Source organism: Psychrobacter sp. PP-21 (assembly GCF_033790785.1).
Lineage (GTDB): Bacteria > Pseudomonadota > Gammaproteobacteria > Pseudomonadales > Moraxellaceae > Psychrobacter.
Window position 1 is genome coordinate 163,064 of sequence record NZ_JAMYEB010000004.1, and the last position, 26,264, is coordinate 189,327.

The 26,264-nt window shown below is 44.8% G+C and carries 23 protein-coding genes; 10 read left to right on the plus strand and 13 right to left on the minus strand.

Annotation, left to right across the window (positions count from 1 at the left end):
* Nucleotide 1: 1 nt before the first annotated feature.
* Complete coding sequence (locus tag NJD71_RS05810; RefSeq protein ID WP_442967654.1) at nt 2-1,711, plus strand: anthranilate synthase component I family protein; 1,710 nt, start codon at nt 2-4, stop codon at nt 1,709-1,711.
* A 148-nt stretch (nt 1,712-1,859) separates the two neighbouring features.
* Here NJD71_RS05810 and hisC read toward each other — a convergent pair whose 3' ends face one another.
* From hisC to NJD71_RS05850, 8 genes are all read right to left on the minus strand, one after another.
* Entirely contained in the window at nt 1,860-2,984 is a 1,125-nt protein-coding gene (gene hisC / locus NJD71_RS05815) for a histidinol-phosphate transaminase (RefSeq protein ID WP_319051002.1), read from the minus strand.
* A gap of 74 nt (nt 2,985-3,058) precedes the next feature.
* Nucleotides 3,059-4,354, minus strand: a complete 1,296-nt coding sequence (hisD, locus tag NJD71_RS05820; RefSeq protein WP_319051003.1) for a histidinol dehydrogenase — start codon at nt 4,352-4,354, stop codon at nt 3,059-3,061.
* A 250-nt stretch (nt 4,355-4,604) separates the two neighbouring features.
* Nucleotides 4,605-5,297, minus strand: a complete 693-nt coding sequence (gene hisG, locus NJD71_RS05825) for an ATP phosphoribosyltransferase (RefSeq protein WP_319051004.1) — start codon at nt 5,295-5,297, stop codon at nt 4,605-4,607.
* Between the two features lie 118 nt (nt 5,298-5,415).
* On the minus strand, nt 5,416-6,684 hold the full coding sequence (murA, locus tag NJD71_RS05830) for a UDP-N-acetylglucosamine 1-carboxyvinyltransferase (protein WP_319051005.1): 1,269 nt from the start codon (nt 6,682-6,684) through the stop codon (nt 5,416-5,418).
* 111 nt (nt 6,685-6,795) lie between these two features.
* Nucleotides 6,796-7,041 carry a BolA/IbaG family iron-sulfur metabolism protein gene (locus tag NJD71_RS05835; RefSeq protein WP_178379289.1) on the minus strand — a complete coding sequence of 82 codons (246 nt, stop codon included), beginning with the start codon at nt 7,039-7,041 and terminating at the stop codon, nt 6,796-6,798.
* 176 nt (nt 7,042-7,217) lie between these two features.
* Nucleotides 7,218-8,219 (minus strand): alpha/beta hydrolase, encoded by a 1,002-nt coding sequence (locus tag NJD71_RS05840; protein ID WP_319051006.1) that lies wholly within the window; start codon nt 8,217-8,219, stop codon nt 7,218-7,220.
* Between the two features lie 365 nt (nt 8,220-8,584).
* Nucleotides 8,585-9,385 (minus strand): BON domain-containing protein, encoded by an 801-nt coding sequence (locus NJD71_RS05845; RefSeq protein WP_319051007.1) that lies wholly within the window; start codon nt 9,383-9,385, stop codon nt 8,585-8,587.
* Nucleotides 9,386-9,616: 231 nt separating this feature from the next.
* The gene (locus NJD71_RS05850; RefSeq protein WP_319051008.1) at nt 9,617-10,087 is read right to left on the minus strand and encodes a YraN family protein; all 471 of its coding nucleotides are present in this window, start codon (nt 10,085-10,087) and stop codon (nt 9,617-9,619) included.
* Between the two features lie 134 nt (nt 10,088-10,221).
* On the opposite strand from NJD71_RS05850, the gene rsmI reads away from it, so the two are divergent.
* A complete protein-coding gene (gene rsmI / locus NJD71_RS05855; RefSeq protein WP_319051009.1) occupies nt 10,222-11,178 on the plus strand; it encodes a 16S rRNA (cytidine(1402)-2'-O)-methyltransferase in 957 nt (318 codons plus the stop codon).
* Between the two features lie 69 nt (nt 11,179-11,247).
* A complete protein-coding gene (locus NJD71_RS05860) occupies nt 11,248-12,261 on the plus strand; it encodes an adenosine kinase (protein WP_319051010.1) in 1,014 nt (337 codons plus the stop codon).
* Between the two features lie 204 nt (nt 12,262-12,465).
* Here NJD71_RS05860 and NJD71_RS05865 read toward each other — a convergent pair whose 3' ends face one another.
* Nucleotides 12,466-13,791 (minus strand): O-acetylhomoserine aminocarboxypropyltransferase/cysteine synthase family protein, encoded by a 1,326-nt coding sequence (locus tag NJD71_RS05865; protein ID WP_319051011.1) that lies wholly within the window; start codon nt 13,789-13,791, stop codon nt 12,466-12,468.
* Nucleotides 13,792-14,017: 226 nt separating this feature from the next.
* Nucleotides 14,018-14,689, minus strand: coding sequence for a Fe-S biogenesis protein NfuA (gene nfuA, locus NJD71_RS05870; RefSeq protein WP_319051012.1), 672 nt, complete (start codon nt 14,687-14,689; stop codon nt 14,018-14,020).
* A gap of 637 nt (nt 14,690-15,326) precedes the next feature.
* Here nfuA and NJD71_RS05875 point away from each other — a divergent pair.
* From NJD71_RS05875 to NJD71_RS05890, 4 genes are all read left to right on the plus strand, one after another.
* On the plus strand, nt 15,327-16,316 hold the full coding sequence (locus tag NJD71_RS05875) for an alpha/beta fold hydrolase (protein ID WP_319051013.1): 990 nt from the start codon (nt 15,327-15,329) through the stop codon (nt 16,314-16,316).
* A 139-nt stretch (nt 16,317-16,455) separates the two neighbouring features.
* Nucleotides 16,456-17,523: a bifunctional nicotinamide-nucleotide adenylyltransferase/Nudix hydroxylase gene (locus tag NJD71_RS05880; RefSeq protein WP_319051014.1), complete on the plus strand. Its 1,068-nt coding sequence runs from the start codon at nt 16,456-16,458 to the stop codon at nt 17,521-17,523.
* 155 nt (nt 17,524-17,678) lie between these two features.
* Complete coding sequence (locus NJD71_RS05885; RefSeq protein WP_319051015.1) at nt 17,679-19,076, plus strand: nicotinate phosphoribosyltransferase; 1,398 nt, start codon at nt 17,679-17,681, stop codon at nt 19,074-19,076.
* Nucleotides 19,070-19,897, plus strand: a complete 828-nt coding sequence (locus NJD71_RS05890) for an SGNH/GDSL hydrolase family protein (protein ID WP_319051016.1) — start codon at nt 19,070-19,072, stop codon at nt 19,895-19,897. Before NJD71_RS05885 ends, NJD71_RS05890 begins: the two co-directional genes overlap by 7 nt.
* A gap of 109 nt (nt 19,898-20,006) precedes the next feature.
* Here NJD71_RS05890 and NJD71_RS05895 read toward each other — a convergent pair whose 3' ends face one another.
* The gene (locus NJD71_RS05895; protein ID WP_057761772.1) at nt 20,007-20,285 is read right to left on the minus strand and encodes a type B 50S ribosomal protein L31; all 279 of its coding nucleotides are present in this window, start codon (nt 20,283-20,285) and stop codon (nt 20,007-20,009) included.
* A 516-nt stretch (nt 20,286-20,801) separates the two neighbouring features.
* On the opposite strand from NJD71_RS05895, the gene NJD71_RS05900 reads away from it, so the two are divergent.
* A complete protein-coding gene (locus NJD71_RS05900; RefSeq protein WP_319051018.1) occupies nt 20,802-21,401 on the plus strand; it encodes a YceI family protein in 600 nt (199 codons plus the stop codon).
* Between the two features lie 118 nt (nt 21,402-21,519).
* Here the strand turns inward: NJD71_RS05900 and NJD71_RS05905 are convergent, their stop codons facing one another.
* Complete coding sequence (locus NJD71_RS05905) at nt 21,520-21,954, minus strand: COG4315 family predicted lipoprotein (protein WP_319051019.1); 435 nt, start codon at nt 21,952-21,954, stop codon at nt 21,520-21,522.
* Between the two features lie 599 nt (nt 21,955-22,553).
* Between NJD71_RS05905 and NJD71_RS05910 the strand changes: the two genes are divergently transcribed.
* Complete coding sequence (locus NJD71_RS05910; RefSeq protein ID WP_442967655.1) at nt 22,554-24,122, plus strand: FAD-dependent oxidoreductase; 1,569 nt, start codon at nt 22,554-22,556, stop codon at nt 24,120-24,122.
* Nucleotides 24,123-24,302: 180 nt separating this feature from the next.
* Here the strand turns inward: NJD71_RS05910 and NJD71_RS05915 are convergent, their stop codons facing one another.
* Nucleotides 24,303-24,986: a TIGR00730 family Rossman fold protein gene (locus tag NJD71_RS05915; protein WP_319051021.1), complete on the minus strand. Its 684-nt coding sequence runs from the start codon at nt 24,984-24,986 to the stop codon at nt 24,303-24,305.
* 306 nt (nt 24,987-25,292) lie between these two features.
* Here NJD71_RS05915 and NJD71_RS05920 point away from each other — a divergent pair, with 306 nt between their 5' ends.
* Complete coding sequence (locus tag NJD71_RS05920) at nt 25,293-26,258, plus strand: alpha/beta hydrolase family protein (RefSeq protein WP_319051022.1); 966 nt, start codon at nt 25,293-25,295, stop codon at nt 26,256-26,258.
* Nucleotides 26,259-26,264: the final 6 nt, after the last annotated feature.

The following is a 26,264-nucleotide window of genomic DNA, read 5'->3' on the forward strand; positions in this document are numbered from 1 at the left end:
GATGCCTGTACCAAATCAAAATCTAACCAGCCAAATAGACTCTGCCCCATCGCCAGCTATTAACTCTAGCTGGCGTTTTGGTGATTTATCTGCTGCCGAGTTGATGACCCATTTACAACACCATTTGCTCAATCAAGATAATGAAGCAAATTGGCAGCTTGTTTGGCTAAATAACCATAAGCAACCAGTCATTGGTCTGTTACCGAAAGTCAGCTGGTCTGTGTATCCTACTGATAAACAGCGCTCTAGCAATCTCTACAAAGTGGTTAAAGTCTGGCGTGGCGATGGCCCTAACACTAGCAAATCTATCACGGCGTCTTATATAAGCTATCTAGACTGGCAAGATGAGCTGATTACTTACAGCAAAACTTATGATACCAATAGTGACAATTCAAAAAACATAAATGTAGAAAATGCGAATTTAGAAAATGCAAATCCCGGTTATCATCACGGTCTAATAGGTTTTATTGGTTACGATATTGCCGCTCATGAATTAAGCCCTACAGATAGTATCGAATTGGCACAGCAGCCTTGTGCCTCATTAGGTCATTATGATATTTATCTCACACATATAGCTGATACAGGTTGGGCGCTCACTAGTCATCAAACCAATAAGTACTCGGATGACACTACCGACAGTGAAGCACAGCAGAAGCTTTTGACTGCTCTTATATCTTCTCTAAACGAGTTAGATCACAAGTTGGTTGAGAAACACCTTTCTCAAACATTATCTGAAACCGCATCCAAGGTAGAGCCTATTGTTCTAACTGCACAATGGAGCAAGCGTGACTATCAGCAAGCATTTGATCGTACTCAAGACTACCTACAGCAAGGCGACTGTTATCAGATCAATCTGACGCAAAAGTGGTCTGGCAAACTACCATATAATAATGACACCAACCAACCAATAGCCGCGCTTATCGATTATCTCCCTGCACTAGATCGCAATACAAAAGCTCCTTTTGCAGGTTACCTGAGCGTTGATGACTATACTGCCAAACACTTGAGTGAAAGTGGCAGCGATGCCACAGGTGATAACCGATTTGAATTACTAAGCTGCTCACCTGAGTTATTTTTTACCTTTACAAAAGACAGCGATACTGGCAAACATCATATCTTAACCAAGCCTATTAAGGGCACCATGCCGCGTAGCCTCGATCAAGACCAAGATGACGCTCACAAACAACAACTGATCGATAGTGAGAAAGATCGTGCCGAAAACGTCATGATCGTGGATTTACTGCGTAATGATTTGGGCAAGTATGCCAAAATCGGCAGTGTAAAAGTACCACAGCTATTCGCGATTGAGAGCTTTAGTAATGTTCATCATATGGTCAGCACGATCATCGCTGAGCTAAAAGTGAACACTCACCCGCTGGCAGTATTGTTTGGTAGTTTGCCTGCTGGCTCCATCACAGGTACACCCAAAAAGCGCGCTGTTGAAATCATCTCGGAACTAGAGGCCGCACCGCGCGGTGCCTACTGCGGCACGATGGGTTATATGAATTTTGATGGTAGTGGTCAATGGAATGTGCTCATTCGTACGCTACAGGCCAATGCATCGTGGAATGATGAGGCTGTCAGCGAAAGACATCTCAACCTATGGGCTGGTGGCGGCATCACGGTTGCATCAGATTGCGATGCCGAATACCAAGAGTGCTTGGACAAGGTAGGTAATCTGCTAGCAGTACTGGCTACAAAACATAAATAATTGTACTGCGCTTTTTTATCGTCCAAGAAAGCCTGCTCACGTTGCGTTAGCAGGCTTTTTCAATATTTCTTAACACATCTATTACTTCTTAGTACATCTGTCTCATCATTGCGCTGTGCTCGTTGATATAAATATTGAAAGCTCTGTATTAATCACTAGTAACGCTGTTATCGGCATGCAACACTGTCAAAGCCTCGATCAAATGGCTGTTCTGCTCTGCTGTACCAACCGTAATACGCAAGTACTCATTGATACGCGGTTTGTCAAAATGACGAACGATAATGCCTTGCTCACGTAACGCACTTGCCACCCCACTAGCATCACCGTCTTTTGGGCGGACAAAGACAAAGTTGGCATGTGACGGCAATACGTCATAGCCCAATGCTATCAGCGCTTCTGTCAATGACGTACGCAGGTCGATAACTTGCTGACGAGTCTGTTCGAAGTAATCCACGTCTAGCACACTCGCCGTCGCTCCAGCTTGTGCCAGCTTATCTAACGGATAACTATTAAAACTGTTCTTCATACGCGTCAATGCTTCGATCAATGACGCATTGGCAAAAGCCATGCCGACACGTAAACCAGCCAATGAGCGTGACTTTGAGAAGGTTTGTGTCACGATGATATTGTCACACTCATTGATCAGACTTACTGCTGATACTTGAGTCTCTGACGCTCTCTGAGAAAAATCAATATAAGCCTCATCGATGACAATGACGGCATTTGAGTGTTCGCTGGCAAGCTTACGAATATCAGCAAGCGATAATAGCAAACCAGTTGGTGCATTCGGGTTGGCGATGATGATACCGCTACAAGGCTGGCGGTACGCATCAGGGTCGATACTGAAATCTTCTTCTAGGGGTATCTTAACAAGATGTACACCAAAGGTCTGTGCATAGACAGGATAAAAGCTATAGCTGATATCAGGTGACAACAGTGGACGCTCTTTTAGGAAGAAGCTGGCAAATATAAGTGCCAACACCTCATCTGAACCATTACCAACAAACACTTGGTTGATATCTAACTCATATGACTGTGCCAATGCCGCACGCAAATCATTAGATTCGGGCGCTGGATACAAGCGCAGCTCTTCTGCTTGCTGCGTCAATACCTTGGCAATTGCCTCCCCTACCTTTGGCGACGGTGGAAACGGGTTTTCATTGGTGTTCAGTTTGCACAAATTGTCATGCTGTGGCTGCTCGCCCGGTACGTAAGGTGACAAATTGCGTGCTTTAGATGACCAAAGTCTGGTATCTATCTTTGACTCACTCATAAATTATCCTGCTAATTAGTCAGACAGACTATTAAATACATATTAAAAGTAAATAAGAAAACGCTCAAAATATATTACTGGTAACGATAACGAGCTGAGCGTGCATGGGCTTCTAAGTCCTCACGCTGCGCTAAAATATCAGCCGTCTCAGCCAATGGCTTGCTACCAGCTTGGGTACAATAAATAATAGATGATTTCTTTTGAAAGTCATAGACACCTAACGGCGAAGAAAAACGCGCTGTGCCAGACGTCGGTAACACATGGTTAGGACCTGCACAATAATCGCCGATAGCCTCAGGCGTGTGACGACCCATAAAGATAGCACCAGCATGACGAATATCATCTAGCAGCGCATCAGGGTTATCAACAGAGAGCTCCAAATGCTCAGGAGCAATACGATTGATCAGTGCCATGCCTTCACTACGATCTTTTACTAAAATAAGCGCACCGCGGTTCTGTAACGAATCGCGTGCGATATCTGCTTTTGGCAGCTCAGCCAGTGCTTTTTCGATCTCCATTGCCACTTCTTTAAGCTGGTTTTCGCTCGTCGTCACAAAGATAGCTTGAGCAATGCGATCATGCTCTGCTTGTGACAATAAATCCATCGCAAGCCAATCGGCACGATCTTGTGCTTCACCCTCTGCGTATACCAGCACCTCTGAGGGCCCAGCAATCATATCAATACCCACCTGACCAAATACCGCGCGTTTGGCTGCTGCGACATATTTATTGCCAGGTCCTGTGATTTTGTCCACGGCTGGAATGGTTTGGGTACCATAAGCCAACGCTGCGACTGCTTGTGCGCCACCAATAGTAAAAACACGGTCAACTTGTGACAAATGTGCCGCCGCCAACACTAGAGGATTAAGCACGCCCTTGGGTGCTGGTACGACCATGATAACTTCGTTGACGCCAGCGACCTTGGCAGGGATAGCATTCATCAATACCGACGAAGGATAGGATGCCAAGCCACCTGGGACATAAATACCGACACGATCAAGTGGCGTAACCTTTTGACCCAAACGGTTACCCAGCTCATCCTCATACTGCCACGTTTCTTGTACTTGGCGCTCATGGAATGTCTGCACTCGAGTCGCAGCTGTAGTCAGTGCTGCCTTTACTTTATCATCGAGAGTGGCAAATGCATCAGCAAGTGATTCTTTAGAAAGCTCTAGCTCGTGCATCGCTGTTGCTGGGTGCTGATCAAATTTCTGGGTTAGCGCCAATACGACGTTATCGCCATCAGCACGTACTTGTGCGATGATGTCATCAACGGTATGTAATAATTCAGAGTCGTTAACCGTTTCAAAAGCAAGCAATTGTGTCAACTGACTATCAAAATCGGCATCTTGGGTACTTAACTGGCGCATGACCTAATCCTATATCTGAGCATAAAATACTGCTAAAAATAAATGAGGTAAACATAACTAATGTATGTTTAATTTTTATAAAATTATGGCTTATTCGCTGTCTTCTAATGTAGAGTTTACTTATATTTTATTTTTTGGCAAGCCAAGACAACAAAACCAGTTTAGCACGCTATATCTATCATAGAGCGCCAAACTGGTTTAAAAATTCGTATAACCGTGCTTTATATTACCAATGATCAACACCGGTCTATTAGGCATTGGCAATACTGTCTTTAAAGCTATCTAAAATTGGTTCTAGCAGGGCAAATTTGCGCTTGTAGCTGACCTGATTAACGATAAGACGTGATGAGACATCACAGATATGATCGCGGGCTTCGAGCCCATTCGCACGTAGCGTATTACCAGTATCTACCACATCAACAATCAAATCACCCAGACCCACCAACGGTGCAAGCTCCATCGAGCCATACAGCTTTATGACATCGACTTGCTGACCTTGGCTTGCAAAATAAGCGCGTGCCACATTCACATATTTGGTCGCGATGCGTAGGCGACGATTGGGTAGTGGCGCATCTTTCACACCAGCAGTCATCAGCTTGCACTGAGCAATTTTTAGATCAAGTAGCTCATAAACATGATTGGCACCATGCTCAAGCAACACGTCTTTACCCGCCACACCAAAATCAGCTGCCCCGTGCTCGACATAGGTCGGCACGTCACTGGCACGCAAGATTAATACACGCACATTTGGGTTTGATGTCGGAAAAATAAGTTTGCGAGAGGCTTCAGGGTCTTCTAGTAAGTCAACGCCAGCTGCACGTAACAGTGGCATGGTTTCTTCTAGAATACGGCCTTTTGACAACGCTAAGGTTAGACCTGAAAACTCATCGTTTACTTCGTTTAATAAACCACTGGCTGGTAAAGGTTTGCTTGTCTCAGTCATAATGACATCATGTCCATGTACGGTTGATACCTCCCCCCCCAATTAAAAGTAGTAAGAAGGTAAGGAGGTTTTGATTTATAGCGTAATGTGCCCAAAAGTTAGCATCAATCTAGTGATACTAATCGTTGGTATTCACACGCTGAATATTGACACCCAGGCTACGCAGCTTTTCTTCAACATGCTCATAACCGCGATCAATATGATAAATACGGTCGATTAAGCTCTCGCCTTCTGCAGTTGCAGCCGCCATCACAAGTGAAATAGAAGCACGTAAATCTGTTGCCATAACAGGCGCCGCAGTGAAGTTCTCGACGCCTCTGATCACTGCAGTATGGCCATCAACTTGGATAGATGCACCTAAGCGGTTAAGCTCAGGTACATGCATGTAGCGGTTTTCAAAGATGTTTTCGATAATAGTACTGGTACCATCAGCCAGACAGCAAATCGCCATCAACTGGGCTTGCATATCTGTTGGAAAACCTGGATGTGGCTGAGTGCGAATATCGACCGGCTTTGGACGGCCTTTCATCTGCGCGCGAATCCAGTCATCACCTGTCGTAATCACTGCGCCCATCGCTTCAAACTTCTCAAGTACAGGATGTAATAACGACGCTGTAGTATTTTTGGTCAATACATCACCACGCGTCATTAACGCACCAGCAAGGTATGAGCCGGTCTCAATGCGATCAGGTACGACTGAATACTCACAACCGTGCAAGCGCTCAACGCCTTCGATGGTCATGGTTGAGGTACCGATACCGCTAATCTTAGCACCCATAGCGACCAGCATATTGGCCAAATCAACCACTTCTGGCTCTAATGCACAGTTGCCTAGCACTGTTGTGCCGTTGGCCAGTGCCGCTGCCATAATCACGTTTTCGGTACCGCCAACGGTAACCATGTCAAATGAGAAGTTACAGCCCAAAAGCTTACCGCCTTTAGGTGCTTGTGCCTTTACATAACCATTTTCTACGCTAATGACTGCACCCATCGCTTCAAATGCTTTTAGATGCTGATCAACAGGACGTGAGCCAATCGCGCAGCCACCTGGCAATGATACTTCGGCTTCACCAAAACGTGCCAGCAATGGACCTAACACCAATATCGAAGCACGCATGGTTTTTACTAAGTCATACGGCGCATAAAAGTTATCAATGCTTTTTGTATCGCAAGTGACGGTATCATCTTGCTTTTGGATATCGATACCCATACCACCGATCAATTCAATCAATGTTCGCACGTCTTTTAGTGACGGTACATTATGCAATGTCGTTGGCGTCTCAGCCAGTATCATAGCTGCAAGTAACGGCAAAGCGGCATTTTTAGCGCCTGAGATAGTGACTTCCCCTGCGATACGACTACTACCAGTGATTAAAAATTGATCCATAAAGGTGACAACCTAGCAATGAGTATAAGAAATTATGAAAACCAAATTTATGAAAAGCGTCTATTAAAAAGATGCATTCTATAATACTTGGTCATGTATACAGCTATTTAATTAGCCTTTTGACTGAGCGTCCCACTCAGCAGGTGTTAGCGCTTGGATATTGAGGGCATGAATATCGCCACTCGCAATCTTATCATTGACTAGCGCATAGATAGCTTGCTGGCGTTGAACTGCGCGTTTGCCTTCAAAGCTGGCATCAACCACGCGTACATCAAACTTATTACCTTGGTTGGCAGCTTGAATAAAAGCGTCTGGGAAGTGAGTCTGTAAAAATGCGATCAAATCGTCAGCGTTCATGCTCATAAATATTCTGCCTTAAAATTTAGAATAGGGTGTAGATTTAAAGTGGTGACATTATAACAAGAGTTTGCCTGTCTTACAGCACTGTCTTGCTCAAGTACATTGCAGTGCTCGAGCAAGACAATAGAGATGAGGTTGCACGTAACTATTGACACCGACTGCGTCTATATAGACTATTTGAGCGTTTTGTCTAAATACGCTAACACTTGCGCACGCACATCATTGACCCAGCGCAGCGGCGGCGCCATTGCGCCAATACTGGTTGCATGACTTGCGCCTTCGATTTCACCAGTCTCGACCGTGACACCTGCTTCTTTGAGTGCTGCTGTCATCTTGGTCGTATTGCTTTCATAGACTATTTTGTCTTTTTCTGCTGTCAATAACAGATATGGCGGCTGAGCACCTTTAATCTGACGATCCGGCATCACTTGATCTGGTGTGGCATCTGGAGCAAAGGCTGTCGCACTATCGAATTTACGAAAGTCATAGCTATAAGGACCTGCAATACCAACCACCGCTGCTATGTCTGTGGGCTTCATACCGTAAGGTGCCAAGAAGTCTTCATTGGCAATGGCGGCAACCGCATTGAACGCGCCAGCAGAGTGACCCATGACAGCGACACGTGATGGATCAGCATGTAAGCTTTCGGCGTTTTTTACACTCCAAGCAATTGCTTGGGCTGCATCTTTGACATAATCAGGATAAACATGCTCAGGGGCTTTGCGGTAATTGATTACTGCGGTGACATAGCCTGCTTGCGCCAAGCTTTGACCGACAAAGGCATATTGCTCTTTGTTGCCACTCTCCCATGAACCACCATGCACAAACACCACCATAGGGTAGTTATTGCTAATAGTGCTTTGTTCTTTCATGGCTTTTGCCAGAGGCTTAGGATAGTAAATATCCAAGTCTTGTAATGGCTGATCACCATATAAGATGTCTTTGCTAACACTGACACCGCCACTAGAGGTAATGCCGTTGACGATAGCCAGCGGTGAAAATGCCTGTGCATTTTGTGTGGCTAGCGCAATGCTACCGAACGCTACTATCATCGCCCCGCCAAATTTTAGCGTGCGACCTTTGTTGCTAGCGACATGACCATACATATCTGTATCACTGAACGTATCTCTACTGGTGCTATCACTCTGTTGTGTGTGGTTTTTTGAATCCTTCATTGCCAGTATCCTATTATATATATTAATAATGCGTAACGTCATCGCAGCTATTGTTTTATCCATTGTCTAAGAATGGGTTGCAACTCAAATATATCAGCAACCAATATGCTGCCTGTGCTACTTTTTGCTATGAATATAGTACCTACTGACCCAATATTTCTCGTGCTCTTACTGTTATCTCTATTTAGGCTTATTGTGATTAAATTAAAAAATCTATTAGCAATACGAAGTTATCAGCAATACATAGAGCTATTGAAAACAGATACAGACAACCTGTTTTTATCTGTTCGTTTTTAGCCACTCATCGCTATGACTGAACAGCATGCGGTAAAATTTTGCTCGGTAGCTTTGTAGCTTTAGCGTTTTTACTGATTCTTGTAGAGCTCTATATAAGGACTCGATGAGGGTTGAGTAACAGTATTCCCATCTTCTGTGACGACTATAGGCGTTGCTGTGCTGACCGCCGTATCTACAATCACTGGCGTGGTAGTAGGGTTGGCTAGGTTGTTTTCATACATGATATCGTCATTATTTATTTTTACACCTGTGTTGTCGACTACCGTCGTTAGCAATACCAGTTCGGTGACACCAACCGTGCTGTTGGCAATATCGATCAGATGGCTCTGCTGAGTGGGTGTCATCCGCCCCATGATATATACCACACCATTATTGGTAACGGCTTTGATCTGCGATGCTTTCACGCCATCACTAGCAGCTACCTTTGCCAGTAGCTTTGAGGTGATGTAACCATCATGCACAGTTGAGCTGTAGCCCTTTGACGCACTTACTTCCATCTCGTTGTAGACACGGCGTACATCTGGCATAGAGCTGATGACTTTTTCTACTTCTACTTTGAGCGCTTCAGTAGGCACTTCACCGGTGAGGAGCACTTCACTATTAAAACTATCGATACCCATGCGACTGGTCTGCTGCAAATCTTCTTTTAGACCATAGACATTGATCTTGGCGGTATGTTCGATACTACGATCGAGTAGCCGCTGTGGAATCGTGCGCTCAGTCATCGGCACACCATAGGTGCCCTCTGTACTGTTGGTCAGGTAGTTTGTGGCACAGCCCGTACTAGCAATACAGGCAGCCACCATAATACCTGTCGTGATACGACGTGAGGAACCAAAAATAGCCGTGCGCAAATGCATCCGTGTCATTACTTACCTCTTAGAACCTGATGGTATAAATTCAATAAATTTATATTTAATGGTGATGTGCTAAATCTTGTCAGTAGCTACCCTACTTAAATAGCTACTTTACTTAATTTTAATGATGAGCGGTTAGGTTTTTAGTAACGAGTATTGCTCGTAAAATACGGCCCAAGCTCAGTAAACTCTGGGCTTATGATTATCTAGCCTTATATTCAGCGCTTGTATATTTATGCTTAACTACCATGCGTCAGCCACAAATGCGCCTTTTAACCACTCAGGTTGGCTGCTTGTACGCTCTTCTTTTACCGTATTATAAGCAATAACATCAAATCGGCAATCATAATGGCTATACTCAGGGTGCTGCTGCAAAAAATATTGCGCTGTTTTAATTACTTTGCGTTGTTTACTGGGCGTCACACTGAGTGCTGCATCGCCATAAACCGAGCGCTGTCTTTGACGAACTTCCACAAATACCAGCGTCGACCATGCACATCCTGCCTCTATCATAACCAGATCCAGCTCGCCTACTGCTGACTGCTGCCAATTCTGTGCAAGTAAGTCCATCCCCTGCTCTTGCAAAAACTCACAGGCACGCTGCTCAAACCAACTTCCTTGGCGTTGTCTTGGCGAGGTGAGCATTAACGGTTTATGATTGGTCATAAGAGTAATGTGTCTAATCAACATTTGAGAATTATCATAGCACAACATGCTAAACTAGCCACTTCTGCGCCGCCTACTCTCGATATCTATACGTTTGTTCATTCATTATTTGATTGAATCGCGCCATAAATAGCGACTGTGCATAGTGGCGCACTATTACTTTTTAATGACCCGAGGTTTTCATGTCTACTCTTACTACGATGCCGGCTTGTCTCTATATCGTTGCCACGCCGATTGGTAACTTGACTGACATGACCCCACACGCCATTGATGTGTTAAAACAAGTCGCTATTATTGCCTGTGAAGACACCCGCACCTCAGGTAAGCTGTTATCGCATTTTGGTATTGATACCAAAGGCAATAAAGCTGACGAGGCAAAAGACACTGAGACTCATACTGCTAAAAGTAACGCTGACAGTGATGACACGACCACCAAGCAAAAAGGTCACAATAAGCTATGGGCCTATCACGAGCATAACAGCGCGATTCAAACGCCTAAGATTATTGAGATGATCGAACAAGGTCATTCGGTTGCCCTGATTAGTGACGCAGGTACGCCACTGGTTAGTGATCCAGGCTATCAGCTGGTGCAAGCTGCGCATGATGCGGGCGTGACGGTATCACCTATCGTTGGTGCATCCGCTGCCATCGGTGCATTGTCAGTGGCAGGTCTGCCATCCGATCGATTTAGCTTTATTGGGTTTTTGCCTGCCAAGACCCACGGCCGTCAAAAACAACTGAGTGCACTGATATCACGTACCGAAACTTTAATCTTTTATGAAGCACCGCATCGCATCGTATCTAGCCTAGAAGATATGGCAACGATATTTGGAGCAGATCGCGCGGTGACGTTTTGTCGTGAATTAACCAAAACCTTTGAAACGGTACACAAAAGCACCCTTGGCGAGTTGGTCGAGTTTGTCAAAGCGGATGACAATCAACAACGCGGTGAGATCGTCGTGGTCGTTGCGGGTGTCAACGTAGCAAAAGATAGCGACGATATCAGTACTCATGATAAGTTACTGCAGCGGTTGCTAGAGGATCTGTCCGTCAAAAAAGCGGCGGCGTTGGCGGCTGATATAACTGGAGTAAAAAAGAATGCGCTCTATCAGCGTTTGCTAGAATTACAAGCTGAATAAGTCATAGGCTGAATAATTTCAACGATATAAATCGATCATAGTTATAAACATATCAAAGAGAGGTAAGCAATGTACGACGTAATGGCAATAGGTAATGCGTTGGTTGATCACGAGTATGTGCTATCAGATGCCGCGCTAGAAGAAACTGAGCTGACTAAAGGCAATATGACCCTAGCAGAATTTGAAGAGCAACAGCAGCTGCTAGCGTACTTCCAGCTTGCCAACATTGCCCCGTCAAAGCAGGCGGGCGGCGGTTCAGCAGCCAATACGATGTATGCCTTTGCAAGCCTAGGCGGCAAACCGTTCTATGCCTGCCGCGTGGGTGATGACGATCAAGGCGCATTTTACCTTAGAGATCTGCACGAAGCAGGCGTCGCCACCTCAGACAAATCCATCCATGCAGGCGGTGTGACTGGCTCATGTGTGGTCGCTGTCACAGAAGACGGTGAGCGTACTATGCAAACCTATCTTGGCACCTCAAGCGAGATCGCTGCGGACAACGTCGATTTTGATGCCTTGACGCAAGCGGACTGGCTATACCTCGAAGGATATCTAGCGATGTCTGAGAGCATTCAGCCAGCGATGACGCAGCTGCGTCAGCAAGCAGGTATTCATAATGCAAAAATCGCTGTAAGTTTTGCTGATCCTGCCGTGGTGAAATTTGCCAAAGATGGCCTACTTAATATGCTGGGTAATAAAGTCGCGGTGATATTCTGCAACAGCGAAGAAGCCAAGCTATTTACAGATAAAAAGCAAGTCAAAGCAGCAGCGCGCGCCCTACTTGAGTACTGCCAGACAGCGGTCGTGACTGATGGTGCTAATGGTGCCGTTATCGTGCACAAACCAAATGACGAGGCAGAGATTGAGGTTTATGACGTTGCAACGCCGGTAGTAGCTAATGTCATCGACACCAATGGCGCAGGTGATAATTATGCCGGTGCCTTCTTATATGCTTTGTCGCAACAATTTAGCTTGCCAGAATGCGGACGTCTTGCCAGCGAGATATCAGCGCAAGTGATTCAACAGTTTGGACCACGCCTGACCTCGCAAGATTATCGAGACATCGCGCAGCGCATACTGTAGTTCAGCGCATATAATAGCCAGCCTTATATTGATAAAATACAGTGTCAGGCGCACGCCTTTGTATATCATCTTAAGCTGATTATCTCTACTTGACTACTGAACGTATTTGCCCAAAAAAGCCCATATCAGACAGATATAGGCTTTTTTGTATTTGAATGAGCACCACTCAATTACGTTGCTTAAAAAAGCAAGTAGCGCTTTGTATTAAGCAGCAGCCAGTGCTTGCGCAAGGTCCGCTTTGATATCTTCGATATGTTCAATACCAATCGATAATCGCACCATATCTTCACTCACGCCAGCTTGCTCAAGCTCTTGTCCATTCAACTGACGATGAGTCGTCGTTGCGGGATGACAGGCTAGTGATTTGGCATCGCCAATATTGACTAATCGAGTAATCAATTGCAACGCATCAATGAAGCGTGCGCCCGCTTCAAGACCACCTTTTACCCCAAAGGTCAAAATAGCAGAAGGTGTGCCTTTCATATATTTTTTGGCAAGCTCATGTTCAGGATGATCAGACAGACCTGCGTACTTCACCCAAGCGACTTTGTCATGATCACGCAAATATTCTGCGGCAGCTTGTGCATTCTGTACATGACGCTCCATGCGTAGACTCAGCGTCTGCATTCCTTGTAGGATACTAAATGCATTTAGTGGGCTAAGCGCGGCGCCCGTATTGCGTAATGGTGCGACACGTGCGCGAGCGATAAAAGCAGGCGCGCCCACGTCTTTTACAAAATTCACGCCATGATAGCTATGATCTGGGGTGTTCAACAACGGAAAGCGCTCTGGATAGTCGCCCCAAGCAAACTTACCGCTATCGACAATCGCACCGCCGATTGATGTTCCTGTACCACTCATATATTTGGTTAATGAATGAATCACGATATCTGCCCCAAACTCAAACGGGCGACATAGCGCAGGCGTTGCCACTGTATTGTCAATTACCACGGGCACACCGTATTCATGAGCGATATCACTGAGCGCCTGTATATCCACGATATTACCTAGCGGATTACCAATACTCTCTGCAAACACCATCTTGGTCTTATCATCGATCAAACCCCGAATCGCTTCCGGATCTTTGTGATCAAAGAAACGCACCTCGATACCCTGACGCGGCAATGCGTGGGCAAACAGATTATAAGTACCGCCATATAGCGTCGAGACAGCGACAATATTGTCACCTGCTTCACAGATAGTCTGAATGGCATAAGTGATGGCAGCCATACCAGAAGCAACTGCAAGCGCGCCAATACCGCCTTCTAGTGCTGCAACGCGCTCTTCTAGTACCGCGTTGGTCGGGTTCATGATACGCGTATAAATATTTCCAGCGACTTTGAGATCAAAAAGATCAGCACCATGCTGCGTGTTATCAAACGCGTATGAGCTGGTGTGATAGATAGGTACGGCTACGGCCTTGGTTGTTTGTTCAACACTATAGCCAGCATAGCCAGCATGAATGGCTAGTGTCTCGAGACGCTGGTTGCTCTCTAGGTCTTGCTGCTGGACTGCTTGTTCGTCACTCATAGTACATTCCCTTGTGTGGATAAAATGTATAGATCAAAAGTTAATGTTTAACAATGACTGATTAAAAACTACTGCTCGAAAGTCAGCGTTTCAATACTACCTCAAAAAGCTATCTACCAAATCATAGCAATAAAAAAAGCCAAGTTCATTAGAACTCGACTTTTTTATTAAATATAATACTAAAGCTATTATTTGACCATTCAGATTTTATATGGTTGATAAGCTTTTATTTATAATAAGCGTTCTCTGTGCGCGTGTGGTCAGTATCATCAACCACTTGCGTCAGCTCTGGTATTTGCTGCTTGAGCTGCACTTCAACGCCTTGACGCAGTGTCATATCAACAGCCGAGCACCCTTGACAACCACCGCCGAATTTCAATACCGCCGTCAGACCAATACCTTCTTCGTCAATCAACTCAAGCAATTGTACATCACCGCCATGCGCCGCCAAGCCTGGGTTAATCTCAGACTGTAGTACATAGTTGATGCGCTCTTCGACGCTAGCATCAGCGCCTACTTTAGGTACCTTGGAGTTTGGCGCGCGGAAAGTCAGCTGACCACCAAAACGGTCTTTATTATAATCGATGACCGCGTCTTCTAGATAAGGTACTGACGCCGCCTCAATAAAGGCAGAGAAGTTTTCATACGTAAAACGCAAGTCAGCGCTGTCTTCTTCGCCCGGCTGGTTATACGCCATGCAACACTCTGCACGCGGTGTACCAGGATGCTCAACGAAAATACGCACACCGATACCATCGGTATCCTGCTTAGACAACAAATCTGCCAAGTACCCTTGAGCAGACTCAGTGATCGTAATGTTACTTTTCGCTTCAGCTTGCTCGGTATCTAATGCTGATTCGTAATCGGTAGACTGATCTGGTTGGTTTAGCTCACTCATAATATTTCCTATGCGTTATGACACAAATACAATATCTATTATGGCTACTGTGTCGTGAATTTGAATTTTTAATGTCTAGCGTTTATGTTGGTTAGTAAGTCATCAGTGACTTAAGTTTATTATTGTATGACACTGATTACTATACTTATGAAAGGATCACAATGTTTGTGAAATTCAATCCGTTTATGGTGGCCATTATACCTGAATCAAGCCGCAATTCCGACTGCGCTACTGTGAATTGCACAGTAACCACGACAAATGGTTGCCATTGGTTTTTTTAATGGTGATAACAATCCATTTAGGTCGTGTTGGTACGATGATTTATACGCTACCCTCTATATAAAGACAGACTGGTCACTTATCAAGCATTCATTGCTTTTCTAGCAGGTCACAGGTTTTATTCTTGTCACTCTACATTGCTACATAATCATCAGTATGGTTTTCATCGCTACCCTATAAATAAATTAAACTACCCTGCAAATAAATTAATGCATACGCCATAGTGATTAATTCTATACCGAGCAAACGATTTAGTTTTGACGTACTATTAACAATTTGGACGATTTGATGTGCTGTTTTTATGAGCCATGGATGGCGGGATATCAGTCATACGTATGTTGAAGATAGGATCACTTTTATGATGACACGGACGTTGCACCTAGTAACTACCAAAGATGATGAAAAAATTGCTGTTTGGAAGGTGGTCGATACGGCAGCAAGCGCTACTACGACAGAGGGTTTAGCCAATACTGGTTCTGACGTTACCGCACAAAATGTGTTTTTGACGCATGGTACGTTTTCAGACAAACAAACCTGTCTAAAAATCGCTGAGTATTTTGCGGGTTTGGGACATCATTGCTATATCATGGAATGGCGTGGTCATGGTGACAGCTCACAGCCAAAAGAGTCGTTTAACTTTGAAACTGTTGCCACTTACGACTACGAAGCGACTTTTCGTTATTTCTTTGAAGAATTAAAACTCAATAACCTGCACTGCGTTACTCATAGCGGTGGCGGTGTTGGTTTGACCATGTTTCTTGTCCAAAACCCCAGCTATATCGATAAGGTCAACAGCATCAGTATGTTTGCCTGCCAAGCTTTTGGGGCGACGCTAAATTCAACAAGCTACGCGAAAATTCTCGCCGCCAAACTCGTTACCAGGCTGATTGGTTTTATTCCTGCCAAATTACTCAACATGGGGCCTTTTAATGAAAGCTATCATACGATGACCCAGTGGTATGATTGGAATTTGCGCAAAAACTTTAAAAGCAGCTTTTTGAATGCGGCAAGTTTTAGCCAAGGCGCTGCGCATGCAGACAGTATGAACGAGCCTATGCACCACTCAAAAAACGCTAGTAACGACTTTATCGACTATCGACAGTATATGCCACAAATCACGACCCCTATTTATTCTATCAGTGCTAAAGGAGATAATTTTATCTCCCCTACTCGCGGCTGCCAGTTGTTTTTTGATGGTTTTAAAAATTCGTACAATGTCTTTCGAGAATACTCGCTCAGTAACGGCGATTTAGATGACTACACACACAGTCGCATTATGATCAGTCGCAACGCAGCCACAGAGATTTGGCCAACAGTGACAGCATGGATAGAGAAGCATTCAGGTTAAAGCAAATATGCCGATTAGATGATATCGATAACGACACACCCCTAAACATCTTTGTACTTGTCAGAAAGTCACAGGCTGTGTCAGTATTAGCGTCATCAATTTTTAATCAATAAAAATAAGTCGTAGGAAGCTGGCGTCTATGAGTGAACTATCAGAGCAACATTCAGATAAGCAAAACCCCGAGCAAGAACACAGTAAACACTATCGTTATTTGGTTTTTATCGGGCGTTTTCAGCCGTTTCATTGTGGACACAAGGCCGTCATTGATGAGGCGCTAAAACGCTCAGACGATGTGATTATGCTGATTGGCTCTGCCAATCTGCCACGCAGCTTACGTAATCCGTTTAGCGTCGCTGAGCGTGCTGCAATGATCAAAGGCGCTTATTCAGCAGAGGATGCTGCACGTATTCACTGTGTTGGGCTAGATGATGCACTCTATAACGACACACGCTGGCTCCAGTATGTCCAAGCAGGCGTGAAATCTGTCACTGGTGACTTGCAGACAGATATTGGCTTGATTGGTCACTCAAAAGACAGCTCATCGTATTACCTATCGCTATTCCCTAACTGGGCATCCGTATCGGTGCCCAACTATCACAACCTATCTGCCACGCCGATTCGCGACAGCTACCTAATGGGTGCCACGCCGACGCCCGAGCGTACACCTGAGTCGACGCGCAACGTCCTTGACGAGTTCAAACAAACCGAAGATTATCAACAGCTGCACGAAGAAGCAGACTTCATCGATAAATACAAAAGACAATGGGAGTCAGCACCCTACCCGCCGACCTTTATGACGGCTGACGCGCTGATTGTACAGTCGGGACATATCCTATTGGTGGAGCGGCGCAGTATGCCAGGGCGTGGGCTTTGGGCACTGCCGGGCGGGTTTTTGGACCCAAAAGAGACGCTGTTTGACGCTTGTATCCGTGAGCTACGTGAAGAGACACGCCTAAAGGTCCCTGAGCCTGTACTGCGCGGCTCTTGCCACAGTCAGCATACCTTTGACGACCCATACCGATCAGCGCGTGGTCGCACCATTACCCAAGCCTTTTATTTTCAACTCAAAAACGATCCAAAAGGATTGCCAAAAGTAAAAGGCGGCGATGATGCAACCAAAGCATTTTGGTTGCCACTCGCTGAGCTCGATGCCAAGATGATGTTTGAAGATCACTATGCAATTATCACCAAGATGGTTGGTTTGTAGCCTTCTCTTAGACATAGCTTATCTTAGTGACTGGTTGAAAAAGCTACCACCCCAGTCGTCCTTAAAACCTTATACCGGTGCCGATAGACGGCACTTAACCGCCGCTACTGTTCTTTCAACGCAGCTGCGGCATTTCAAAGCAGAGGAGTTCTGTGATGTACACCAGCAATCTAAATAATTTAATCTTAAACAGCGACAGCTATAAGACCTCACATTGGGTGCAATACCCAAGTGGCAGCGAGTATCTGTCAAGCTACGTTGAAGCGCGCAAGGGTGACTACGATGTGGTGTTCTTTGGCTTGCAAGCCTTTATCAAAGAATACCTAAGCACCCCTATCACGCATCAAGACATCGACGAAGCCGAGAAAGTGATTCGAGCGCATGGGCTAACCTTTAATCGTGCTGGCTGGGAGCACTTGATCGAAAAACACAACGGCTACTTGCCACTGCGTATCGAGGCCATACCCGAAGGCAGTATCGTGCCAGTATCTAACGTGGTCTGTCAGGTTATCAACACCGACCCTGAGTTCTATTGGTTACCCAGTTATATCGAAACGGCACTGTTACGCGCGATTTGGTACCCGTCAACGGTCGCTAGTGTCTCGCGCTACTGCAAAGACATTATCCGTCAAGCGTTAGAAAAGTCAGCGGACAACACAGAGTCGCTCCCGTTTCGCTTGCATGACTTTGGCGCACGCGGTGCCTCTAGTCAAGAGACCGTTGCGCTGGGTAGTTTGGCACATTTGGTCAACTTTGCTGGGACGGACTCGATGACAGCATTGGTTGCTGCCAGCCGCTGGTATCAGATGGGTGATGATATGCCTGCATTCTCTATCCCAGCAGCTGAGCACAGTACGATGACCGCATGGGGACGCGATGGTGAGACCGCTGCTTTTCACAACATGATTGATCAGTTTGGCGGTGAAGATAAAGCGTTCTCAGTCGTATCTGATAGCTATGACTTGTGGAATGCAATCGATAATATCTGGGGTGATACCTTAAAGGATGACGTCAAAAATATGGGCGGCACCTTAGTCATTCGACCAGACAGCGGTAAGCCGACCAAAGTCGTTCGAGAAGCATTAGAGCGTTTGGCTGTGAAATTTGGTACAACGACAAATAGCAAAGGCTACAAAGTACTGCCCGACTATGTGCGTATCATCCAAGGGGATGGTATCAGCGCACAGAGCTTGAGCAAAATTATTGATGTGGTAACGAAAGCAGGCTTTAGCGCCGAAAACGTGACTTTTGGCATGGGCGGTGGTCTACTACAACAAGTCAATCGCGACACCATGAGTTGGGCCATGAAGTCGAGTGCTATCTGTATCAATGGCGCATGGAAAGACATTTACAAAGACCCCATCACTAGCCGCTCAAAACGCTCAAAAAAAGGGCGACTGGCGCTAGTAAAAAACGAAAGCGGTCAGATAAAAACCATAAAAGAACAAGACATGAGTGCCACAGCTGACAACCTATTACGTGATGTCTATGTGGACGGTCAACTACTAATCGAAGATAGCCTGACAACTATTAGGGAACGTGCGGGATGGTAGACACCAACAAACTAACAGCGGTTGCAAAAGACGTACTATTTGCCCCTGTATACTTTTACCAAGGTCGTAAAATCAAGCGTGATACGGTTCGTCTGCCTGAGCCACACGGTGAAAGGCATGGTATGGTTAAATTACCGAAAGCAGATGGGTCGTCATCTGAAATAAATACCACACTCAACCTAATGGTCGTCGGTGACTCGGCAGCAGCAGGTGTCGGCAGCCAAACTCAGCAAGAGGCGCTGGTTGGCAAACTCATACCGATATTGAAGCAGCATCAGGTTATTCGGGCCAACTTTGCTCAGCTTAATTGGTCATTGCAGGCGACCACAGGTCATACCAGTTTTGATATTTTGCGCAGATTGTATGTCCTACCTGCTCCTGAGCAGCCTATTGATGTGATGTTGCTGAGTGTCGGCGTCAATGATACGACTTCTAATGTCTCTGTACAAAAATGGCAGCAGCAGATCGAAGACATTATTAATATTGCACAGCGTAAATTCGGTGTCCGTGAGTTAATATTTTTGAGTTTACCACCAATGGCGCAAATGCCTGCAATCCCTGCCCCGCTCAATAATTTTGTGGGTGCAAAAGCCTCATTGCTCGATGAGATATTACAGCAAGTATGCGCAGCTCATAATGGTGTCCACTACATGGCAACTGACTTTGCCCGTATGATAGAGGAGCATGCAAATGGTGACCCTATCGATATCGCTGTGATGTTCGCGAGTGATGGCTTTCATCCGAGTAGCCTGATGTATGGCTACTGGGCGCAGCAGATTGTAGAGACGATGACTCAGTTATTAGACTCATCTACCGCTTAGACTGACTGCTAAGCACACCTAAGAACGAGAAACTTAGAACAAAAAAAACCGCTGAATAGTCAGCGGTTTTTTATTGCTTGGCAGTATATATTTACACCATAAGGGTAAATTACTCAGCAGCGTCAGCAGCTTTCTTGCTACGGCCACCAAATGCACCAAAGCGTTTGTTGAAGCTTGCAACACGGCCTTCAGTAGACGTTTTACGTTGCTCACCAGTATAGAATGGATGCGACGCACTTGAGATATCAAGTGGGTAGTATGGGTATTCTTTACCTTCGTATTCACGAGTCGCTTTAGTCTTAGCCGTTGAGCGAGTCAAAAAGAACACGTCAGCGTTAGTGTCGTGGAATAAAACTTCTTGATAGTTAGGATGGATATCTTTACGCATAATATACTCTCTAGGTCCGATGTATGTAAGGCAGTGTCAATCAACATCATAATTGATGTCTCAAACAAGCGAACACATACGTAACTGAGGCACTAAGGACATTACAAGTATGGCAACTGCATCACTGGCTTATTCCAGCACCCAATACCACGCCTCTGCTCACTTAGCCTTTCCCCAGCGGGAAAATTAAACCGCGATTTTAACGCTTTTTTGACGCGGACGCAAGCTGCAGTTGTGATAGAGATATGTGATAAGTTGTCAATAATATAGCTACGGTCTTGAGATAAGCAATGTAATTCAGTACAATTATTTAGTTAGTAAAATTAATCTGTAGTATAAAATACTGTAGTTTATCTAAATAAATATGCTATGACTATGTCATTTATACTTAGCATATTAAACTACACAACTATGCGATATTGATCAGGTCTACAGGAAGTATCGCTCTACTCATTTATAGACAAGCTTAGATTTATAATCAAGCATGGAAAACAAATACTCAATAAGGATTATTCAATGATAAGTATGACAATGAAAACTACTGCTAAAGCGTTATTCGTCAGCTCAGCACTTGCTATCACTACTATGGCCAGTGCGGCACTACCAACTCAGTGGGAGTTAGATGATTCACATACTCGTGTCGGATTTTCTGTGAGCCATATGGGATTCTCGACCACAATGGGACATTTTAGTGATGTTGAGGGCGTGGTGAATTACGATATGAAAGCACCAAATCAAGCCAGCATGGAATTTACTATTGCAACTGATAGTATCGATACCAATTGGGATGCTCGTGATAAACATCTAAAAACCGATGAGTTTTTTAATGTCGAAAAGTACCCAACCATGACGTTCAAATCGACCCAAGTTAAATTTATCAACCCACAGCAAGCTAAAGTAACTGGCGACTTTACCTTACTCGGTCAGACCAAACCGCTGACATTGGATGTTACGTTAAATAAAATCGATAACAGCCCACTGACTAAAGAGCCCGTTGCTGGTTTTCGCGCTACTGGTACGATCGATCGCGCCGCTTATGGTATGACTGCTTATGCTAGCGGTATTACGACCAACGTCCCTATCCAAATCGACGGTGAACTGGTAGAGAAAAAATAAAGACAGACTTTGTTGAATATCTACGTTCGTCCTAAATATCAATTTTTATTCGACGGTAACAAAAAAGCAGCACCTATATAGGCGCTGCTTTTTTATGTCTATATCAAACTATCGTAGATTATTTTGTTGGGATCACGTGCCAAACGTCAAGCTTATCGTCGCCATCTTTATCACCCATTTTGGTGTCATTGGCGTAAAAGTATAAAGGCTTACCATTCATGGCCCACTGATACTTACCATCTTCACGTTTGAATGCAGCAAACTGACCAGAAGCTTTGGCATTGCTTGGCGCTTGAAATATTGGCCACACAACTTGGCAGGCGGTGCCGCAAGCTGACATGTTCATTGAATCTTTATCGAAAGTATATAGTGTCATGTGATTGGTTGCGTCGACCAATACGCCGTTTTTACTAGCGACTGGTGCAGTATTATTGCTAGTGGCTTGCACCTCATGTGTACCTGACATGTCATTACCGACGACACTCTTTAGTGTCGTACAGCCTGTCAGAGCCAAAACACCTGTTAGAGCAGATAACATCATGATATTTTTCATAGTAACTTCCTTGTCATTTTGATAATTCTAATAATAAATTTTATGAGCCGTTTTTGTTTTCTGATATAAAAACTGGGCTTTAACCTCACTTGAGCGAAATAAATATAGCACACAGTTTTTGGCCATAACGGTCATCCATATACAAACTTACAAAAGTGGCTGAACTTTACAAAATGATTAAGTACGAGCATTTTCACTTAGCACCTTAACTCTACTATCTTGCTTCTTACTTCGCTCTTCTGTCAAAAACCAATCTGCGGTTATAGCACCTCGTTGACAAAACTCATGCATCTACTTACGTATTTGTCATCATATTATCTACAGTTCTTCGTAAAATAGTCTTATGGAAGTGAAGCATGACTACACAATAGACTATGACATGATAGACAACATGCTCACTGCAACTCATACATGAATGTTGAACTTAGCGCCTTTCGCACGCATATCAATAGTTATAAGACATTACACGATTACACCGAGCATAGCCTGATGCAAATGCTACTAAGGATACAACGACGACAATGACTCAGTCTTCTAATAAAAATCGCGCTCACCTTATCAAACAAGACTCTGCCAAACAGGGTTCTGCTGTTGACTTGATGTCTCATGGAGGCAAAAACGTATCGCCTACAAAACGCGTTGGTATCTTGGGCGGCGGTACTGCAGGGTCAACGATTGCTATTCGCTTAGCAGCGCTAGGACTTGAAACTTACTTGTTTGAAAAGAAAAAATCACTTATTGATGGTCCACCAATGTGCCATTTGCATGCAGGTGGTAACTTATACCGTGAGATACCTGATGAGGATTGCGTGGCACTTCTCAAACAATGTATCGATATATTACGCCTCTATCCTCATACCATCGACGTTCGTCCTACGGTATTCGCGGTGCCAACACGCGATGAAGGGTTTCCTGAAGACTTGCTACCGCGCTTGGACACGTTAACGGATGCTTATCAAGAACTGATCGAGCAAGACGCTAACAATAAAGTATTGGGCGAGCCTGAAGACTACTATCAACTCTATAGTCATGAACAACTGCTAGAGCTCTCCAAACGTGAGCAAGTTGCCGTACCGAGCACAGTTGATGAATGGGTAATACCTGTTGCCAAATACCTAGACTTAAACAAAGTAAAATTTCCGTTGATTGTGGTACAAGAGTACGGCTGGAATATCTTTCGTTTGGCGGCCTCTGCGCAGTTAGCGCTTGAAGAGTATGACCATGCCCATGTCTTCACTGATACTACGGTACAAAAAGTAGTTCCGGTAGATTGTGAGAACTGCACCAACGCCGATCATCATGTTACTAAATGGCGTATTGACTATCAACAAGCTCACAACCAAGCTCAAAAACAAGAGAACGCCTCTCAAACTGAGTCTATCGAAGTTGATTATCTAATCAATGCGTGCGGTTTTCGCACTGGCGTCATTGACGATATGGTCGGTGTAGAAGTCACGCGTATGGTCGAGTTCAAATCTTCCTATGTTACTCACTGGGGCGATGCAGGTGGACAGATACCCGAGATTATTGTTTATGGTCAACGAGGTACGCCCGAGGGCATGGCACAGCTAACCCCTTACCCTGGTGGCTACTTCCAAATACATGGGATGAGTAAAGCGATCACTTTATTCGATGATGGTTTGGTGGCCTCTAACACTGACAGTGCTCAGCCCAAGTTACCACAGCAATATGTACACTATATCGAAGATGGTTGGGACAAGTCACCATTACAAGCGCGTAGTCAGCAAGCGATTGAATATGTGGCTGAGTTTGTACCAACATTTAATAGTGCACGTACCATCGGTAACGCGCTATATGGTGGGCAGCAAATCCCTGGAGAAGATGATACATTGCGAGTGGCTGATGTCAGCCTATACTCTAATATACGCTACGCCCGTGCAGAAAATGTCAAAGCGTCTTCAACCCTGATCGCTGCTGATCAGATAGTCAATGAGTTGACAGAACTTGGACTAGTAGATAACGATACACCGATGAATCGTGGCCGTTATGCGCACGAATGGTCATATCTGACACACAACGATGGTGTGTCTGTCGATAAGGTGGCTCGCGTACTCGCTGAGCAGCGCGGTTTTCCAATAGCGATGGCAGATGTCAATCATAGTGTTCGCGAAGCGGTTTTGGACGATTTGTCACCGGCTGGTGCGTAGCCGTTATCGTTTATTGATAAGTTGTTACTTTGTCCATACGTAGAAAAAAGAGCAGACAACCTATATAGGGTTATCTGCTCTTTTTTTGTGCTTGCTTGCAATATGCTTGCTTTCAATGTGCTAACGATGATTGCCATCATTTCAGATTGATAAGCGTATTTAGGTTATATACTGACAACCCTAGCGGTTACTACCCGCCATTTTTTCTGTATCGACATCGTCTTTGATAGTCACGACGGTCTGTAGCATGTCGATTGCCTCGTCAATGGTATTGCATACTACTAGACGGTCTAAATCTTGCTGCTTCATAAAACCTTGCTCAGTCGTATATTTTAAATGCTCTATCATACGGTCATAAAAACCATTGATATTTAAAATAATCATTGGCTTTTCATGTTGGTACAACTGGCGCCATGTAGCGATTTCCATGATTTCTTCTAGTGTGCCTAGCCCGCCCGGCAAGGTAATAAAAGCGTCCGCGTACTCTGCCATGACGGTCTTACGAGTATGCATCGTATCGGTCAAATGCAAGCGAGTTAGCTGCTCATGAGCAATTTCGTGCTTGAGCATGAAAGTTGGGATAACACCCACGGCCTCGGCACCACCTGTGATGACTTCATCTGCCACAGCACCCATGAGACCGATACTGGCTCCGCCATACACCAACCCCATACCATTATTTGCCAACGCACTGCCCAATTCACGCGCCGCCTGCTCATAGACATCACTGTTGCCCAAGCGCGAGCCACAATATACCGCGACCAATGGCATCGTCAATGCTGATTTATCCACTGCTTTTTCTATGTTTGTGATGTCCTTACTCGTGATTACATCGTAAGTATCGTCATTTATTTTCATTTGCATACAGCGTCCTTAATTTTTATATCAGGTTTTATTGAGTGCTTGTTATTGATGAAGGTCAAACACCGACACCCTTCGATTGTATTATCATGCACATTGTTTATAAAACGCGCTCAGCCAAGGGATACAAAACTTGGAAGTCATATTTGAGCAACCGTCTCACCAGCATTTATCTTAACATAAGCAATGCTATCACACAGTCACAGGGATTTATCACTACGCAAAAACTACACTTTAAAGACATGTATTTGTGACACATCATAGTTTAATAATTATTATCTACCAATAAAAAAACACTAAGGTATAACGATGGATAATCGCGACGCTTCTTTGACTACAGACCACACAAATTCTATCATTGACAACAATTTGATCAATGCCAACAGTACGGACGGCGCTACTGATATCGATACATACTCGCTAAGCATCATGACCGATCGCAATCAAGTACTGGCAGCTACAGTCTATCGTCCTAAAGAGGCGCCCACAAAAGCCATTATGATGGCGCCCGCTACTGGCATCAAGCGCCGTTTTTATCATAACTTTGCGACATATTTGGCACAGAGTGGCTTTGGTGTCCTGACCTTTGACAATGAAGGTATCGGCGAGTCATTGTCGACTGAGCTGGCAAAATGTAGTGCTTCTTTAATCAGCTGGGGTCGCCATGATATGCCAGCCGTACTTGATGCGCTACAAGATCAGTTCCCTGATGCGTCTTACCATCTCATCGGCCACAGCGCAGGTGGACAGCTCATTGGGTTAATGCCGAACCATGACGCCATCTCTTCAGTATTCAATGTCGCCTGCTCATCAGGGCAGATCAAAAACATGGGTATGCCCTATAAGCTCAAAGCGATGTGGTTTATGGATGTTTTTATTCCGACTACTAACTTAGCATTGGGCTATACACCTGCAGACAAGATTGGTATGGGCGAGCCCCTGCCACGTGGCGTAGCGCGCCAATGGCGTGAGTGGTGCAATGGCGCAGGCTATATCAAAACCGCCTTTGGCAAAAGCATTCACACGCATTTTTATGATGAGCTCAACATGCCAGCACTGTGGTTAGGCTTTAGTGATGATGATATCGCCAATAGTGAAAACATGGACGATATGATACGCGTATTTACCAAGATGCCTGTAGAAAAGCGCTTCTTGGACCCTGATGATTTTGGACTAAATCAAGTCGGTCATATGCTCTATTTTAGTGGTAAAACCAATGCCAAAGCACCAGAGCTTTGGCAAATGGCAGTAGATTGGCTGAGCAAAGGTGAATAGGCTTTA

Bases quoted from the DNA above. Each gene is read 5' to 3' on its own strand.
- hisD (WP_319051003.1), bottom strand. From the start codon at position 4,354: ATGCGCCAGTTAAGTACCCAAGATGCCGATTTTGATAGTCAGTTGACA.
- NJD71_RS05865 (WP_319051011.1), bottom strand. From the start codon at position 13,791: ATGAGTGACGAACAAGCAGTCCAGCAGCAAGACCTAGAGAGCAACCAG.
- NJD71_RS05905 (WP_319051019.1), bottom strand. From the start codon at position 21,954: ATGAAAAATATCATGATGTTATCTGCTCTAACAGGTGTTTTGGCTCTG.
- murA (WP_319051005.1), bottom strand. From the start codon at position 6,684: ATGGATCAATTTTTAATCACTGGTAGTAGTCGTATCGCAGGGGAAGTC.
- hisC (WP_319051002.1), bottom strand. From the start codon at position 2,984: ATGAGTGAGTCAAAGATAGATACCAGACTTTGGTCATCTAAAGCACGC.
- NJD71_RS05890 (WP_319051016.1), top strand. From the start codon at position 19,070: ATGGTAGACACCAACAAACTAACAGCGGTTGCAAAAGACGTACTATTT.
- NJD71_RS05810 (WP_442967654.1), top strand. From the start codon at position 2: ATGCCTGTACCAAATCAAAATCTAACCAGCCAAATAGACTCTGCCCCA.
- NJD71_RS05895 (WP_057761772.1), bottom strand. From the start codon at position 20,285: ATGCGTAAAGATATCCATCCTAACTATCAAGAAGTTTTATTCCACGAC.
- hisG (WP_319051004.1), bottom strand. From the start codon at position 5,297: ATGACTGAGACAAGCAAACCTTTACCAGCCAGTGGTTTATTAAACGAA.
- NJD71_RS05910 (WP_442967655.1), top strand. From the start codon at position 22,554: ATGTCTCATGGAGGCAAAAACGTATCGCCTACAAAACGCGTTGGTATC.
- nfuA (WP_319051012.1), bottom strand. From the start codon at position 14,689: ATGAGTGAGCTAAACCAACCAGATCAGTCTACCGATTACGAATCAGCA.
- NJD71_RS05850 (WP_319051008.1), bottom strand. From the start codon at position 10,087: ATGTTGTGCTATGATAATTCTCAAATGTTGATTAGACACATTACTCTT.
- NJD71_RS05840 (WP_319051006.1), bottom strand. From the start codon at position 8,219: ATGAAGGATTCAAAAAACCACACACAACAGAGTGATAGCACCAGTAGA.
- NJD71_RS05835 (WP_178379289.1), bottom strand. From the start codon at position 7,041: ATGAACGCTGACGATTTGATCGCATTTTTACAGACTCACTTCCCAGAC.
- NJD71_RS05880 (WP_319051014.1), top strand. From the start codon at position 16,456: ATGAGTGAACTATCAGAGCAACATTCAGATAAGCAAAACCCCGAGCAA.
- NJD71_RS05900 (WP_319051018.1), top strand. From the start codon at position 20,802: ATGATAAGTATGACAATGAAAACTACTGCTAAAGCGTTATTCGTCAGC.
- NJD71_RS05915 (WP_319051021.1), bottom strand. From the start codon at position 24,986: ATGCAAATGAAAATAAATGACGATACTTACGATGTAATCACGAGTAAG.
- NJD71_RS05885 (WP_319051015.1), top strand. From the start codon at position 17,679: ATGTACACCAGCAATCTAAATAATTTAATCTTAAACAGCGACAGCTAT.
- NJD71_RS05875 (WP_319051013.1), top strand. From the start codon at position 15,327: ATGATGACACGGACGTTGCACCTAGTAACTACCAAAGATGATGAAAAA.
- NJD71_RS05845 (WP_319051007.1), bottom strand. From the start codon at position 9,385: ATGACACGGATGCATTTGCGCACGGCTATTTTTGGTTCCTCACGTCGT.
- NJD71_RS05860 (WP_319051010.1), top strand. From the start codon at position 11,248: ATGTACGACGTAATGGCAATAGGTAATGCGTTGGTTGATCACGAGTAT.
- rsmI (WP_319051009.1), top strand. From the start codon at position 10,222: ATGTCTACTCTTACTACGATGCCGGCTTGTCTCTATATCGTTGCCACG.
- NJD71_RS05920 (WP_319051022.1), top strand. From the start codon at position 25,293: ATGGATAATCGCGACGCTTCTTTGACTACAGACCACACAAATTCTATC.